Genomic DNA, 3,767 nt, shown 5'->3' with positions numbered 1-3,767 from the left:
TGACAGGCATCACAGCGCACTCGGCGGCCACCCACCCGTCAGCCGTCTGCGACTAATCTTATGACCGGGCACATCTAAACGGTGCCTCTCCGCCCGGGGTAACCGGGACCAGGTCGTGCCTGCCAATAAGGCCTTGAGTTAGATGTTGATGGCCCGCAACACGCCTCCGCCCAGGTAGGTCAGTGCCAGCTAATCGCAGCTGGTGGCTATCCCGCGCCACCGCTTCGTGCGGCTGGAGGACCGCTTCACAACATTGCGGCCCCGGTAGTCGCGGGCGTCGAAGTCCTGGGCGACCCGGAACGAGCTGCGCGTTGCGATCGTCACCTGGACCAAGCGGATCCAGCACCGCCGCCGGCGGCAGGCCCGCCTGGGGCGGTTGACCCCTATCGAGTACGAGGCCACGATGCAGCCCGCTGTAACCCCCGCGGCATGAGACCCCACCTGTCACCTATCGGTGCAGCAGTCCCGTGCGAAGAAAGGGTATCCCTACGGCCAGTGCCCACACTGCTAGGACCAGCCAGACCGACTTGTACGAAGAACCTCTTCGTGACAGCCGATACTCCGCATCGTGGACTGGACTGACTAGGTCCTATGCAGCCGGTCTGATCCTGACCAACGCCATCGGGGACGGAGGAACGTGCACCTGCTCACCAGTCTTAGCGGCGGGTAAGTCGATAGGAAGTATGTCTTCCTGCCAACGTCACCGAAGAAGCGCCCCGACCTGCGACGCAGGTCCTCGCTGGAACGAATTCCCGTCAAGGGACCTGGGAGACATCCCCAAAACTATGATTGCAGCTGCGCGGCACCAGCCTTCATGGGTAACAGCCGGCACCTGGCCACAACAACTGTCCGGTAGTCGATTCGTTGCTGCTGTCTGAGCGGTCGAGGTTGGCCAACCTCTCACGTCCGTCCTCGATGTCGTGTGCCCGCCCATGGACCGCGATGGCGGAATTGGCTCCTGTCCGCTCGGCGATCTCGGTGCCCCAATTATCCTAAGCTGTCGGCTGTCGGCTATCGGCCATCGGCCATCGGCCATCGGCGGCAAAATACTCGCTCAGTACGCCTAATCGAATCGCATTGATATCACACGCACGAGACCGATAAACTTTTCCCGGTCGCCATCCCGTAATAGAAACGGGACTACAGGACGCTTGGCCACACCTCAAGATCCCAATCACCTAAGGATTTAGGTGATCGGGAAGTTGAGCTACGGGCCACCACAGCTTAGGGAAATTTGCGGAGTCAAGGCATGAATCTCTGTATGCTCTATCGGAAGCAGTCTACGAAAAGTCTCTCAATCGCCTCATTGACCTTCGCCTTACGACCTATCATCGTCAGAATTCCCGCCTTCTTCAGAGTTCACACGACCCACCCCCCGTAACCTAGGTCCGGGTTTACGTGAGTCACGCTCTGCCTAATCTCCACCATTTGCATTCTGCGACTTCACGGCAAACCTGTACCCCACAACTTCCGGAGCCTGGCTGCCATAGATTGCATTCGGTGGAACATTTCGACCAACCCTCGTCAGAGGCTGTATTAGCGCCGAACGGCCGATGACCACTCCCCCCGTTACAACGCATCTTGCAGTCACCCAGGCCCCGTCGGCAATGTGCACTGGTCGGGTGATGAGAGCCATGTCTTCGCGATGAGCATGACTTCCTGTGGTAATAAAAGTATCTTGGGAAACCACGGCATCAGAGCCAATGACAACTCGATCCTGATTATGAATCCACACGCCTTCACCGATCCAAGCTCTGTCACCGATTGTCAAGTTCCAAGGGAATCGAATGCGCGTACGGGGCCGGATAATAACACCCTCACCGACCGACGCCCCAAAGACTCTCAAAGTCTTAGCTCGTAGTGAAGAGCTAAATTGCCACGGGTTCGTTACCACGAGCAACTCGGCCGCGGACCATAAATAGACGACCCAAGTGGGACGGGACCACGCTTCGCGGGCGCCAGGTGCGACGGAGAGATCAATAACGGGAACATCCTCTTGAGAGGAAACAGACTCGGTACCGTCCGACATCGTCCTTACTCCTTCGAAAGTCACGCTTAACGGAAGTTCATGAACCTGGACCTCGCCCCAGACCGCGGTCGTCGTGGTACACACTAACCAGCAGGTCCAGGCCTACACCGACTTCGCGGAAGAGTTACGCCATGCAGCCGAGACTGACAATCGTCACGTTGAACTTCGACCCCGAACCCACTGGCACCGCCCCATACACCACATACCTTGCGCGACATCTCGCCTCGTCGGGGTGGGCAGTCACTATCGTCGCTGGGACGCCGCACTATCCGCAATGGGCGGCCTACGAAGGGTACGAGCACGGTCGGCGGCGGCTCCTGACTGACACCACAAGCGTGTTGCACCTTCAGCATTACATACCTTCTCGGCCCAGCCTGATGAGCCGAGTCCTCATGGAAGTGCACTTCGGGCTCAAGGCCATGGCAGTCGACTGGCGGGATCCGGACGTGGTGCTCTTCGTGTCTCCCGCGCTTTTCTCTACGGCCCTGGCATTGCTGGCACAGAAATTACGCTATCGAAACTCCCGTAGTGTGGTGTGGGTACAAGATTTGTACGCGCGGGGTGTCGAGGAATCTCACGCTTCGACATCCCACTTGGTGGTCCCTCTACGCTGGTTCGAAGGCGTCGTTTTGTCAGCGACCGACACCGTGATCGGCATCCATGAACGGTTTGGGAGGTACGTGCAGGACCGCCTGGGGGTGCCTTCTAGTCGCGTGCGGGTGATTGGGAATTGGTCTCACATCCCGGCCAGCTCAAGTGCAGATCGCGCAACTATTCGGAGCAGCTTTGGCTGGAATAATGGAGAAGTCGTCGTGCTGCACGCTGGAAACATGGGCGTGAAACAGAATCTCGAAAACGTCGTGGATGCCGCTAGACTTTCAGATAAGCAGGGATCGAATCTGCGATTCGTGCTTTTAGGAAATGGAAATCAACGACGTTCCCTGGAGGGGCGTGCTGTCGGAATTTCCTGTTTGCAGTTCATCGACCCCCTTCCCGACGATCAATATTCAATGGCTCTTTCTGCGGCGGACATACTATTGGTCAATGAACGACCAGGTCTTCAAGAAATGTCAGTGCCAAGCAAGCTTGCCTCATATTTCTCTTCGGGTCGTCCGGTAATTGGAGCCGTCAGTCGAGGGGGTGCCACGGCGAGTGAAATCGAGCGGTCCGGAGCGGGGATTATCGTGCCCTCGGGCGATCCCGTAGGGCTATGGGAAGCATTGGTAGTCATGGGGCAGGACCTTACGAATGCTTCACAGATGGGCGAGAACGGACCCGCATATGCTCGGGAGCATCTCTCTGCGGAAGCTGCCATGTGCCGTTGGGAAGACGTATTCCGATCACTGCTCGGCACGTGAACTGACCGTGGGAGGCGTCATATTTTGCTCGGCCCCAAAGTGCCGGTACATTGACGCGCACATACGGCACATAGGTTTTGGGGGAGCACTGTGGCCAGATCGCGCAAGCGTGTTTTTATCACAGGGATCACCGGTCAGGACGGTTCGTACCTGGCGGAGCTGCTGCTCGCCAAGGGGTACGAAGTCCACGGCCTGATCCGGAGGGCCTCCACGTTCAACACCCACCGGATCGACCACCTCTACTCCGACCCGCACGAATCGGATGCCAAGCTGTTCCTGCACTACGGGGATCTCTCCGACGGGTCCCGGCTGGTGACGCTGATGGCGCAGATCCGCCCGGACGAGGTCTACAACCTCGCCGCCCAGTCCCACGTGAAGGT

2 protein-coding genes and 1 pseudogene are annotated in these 3,767 nt (G+C 58.3%); all 3 read left to right on the top strand.

The genetic code is table 11. The annotated features are described in order from the left end of the window. Positions 1-286: 286 nt before the first annotated feature. A pseudogene (locus GMA12_RS19155) lies at positions 287-433 on the top strand (IS3 family transposase); the annotation flags it as partial. A gap of 1,727 nt (positions 434-2,160) precedes the next feature. Next, entirely contained in the window at positions 2,161-3,387 is a 1,227-nt protein-coding gene (locus tag GMA12_RS18070; protein ID WP_156270870.1) for a glycosyltransferase family 4 protein, read from the top strand. Between the two features lie 90 nt (positions 3,388-3,477). Next, positions 3,478-3,767 (top strand): GDP-mannose 4,6-dehydratase (locus GMA12_RS18065; protein WP_162460047.1); only part of this gene is annotated, 290 nt, incomplete at its 3' end.

This window comes from Kocuria sediminis (assembly GCF_009735315.1).
GTDB lineage: Bacteria > Actinomycetota > Actinomycetes > Actinomycetales > Micrococcaceae > Kocuria > Kocuria turfanensis.
This window is presented reverse-complemented; position numbering and strand designations above follow the sequence as displayed.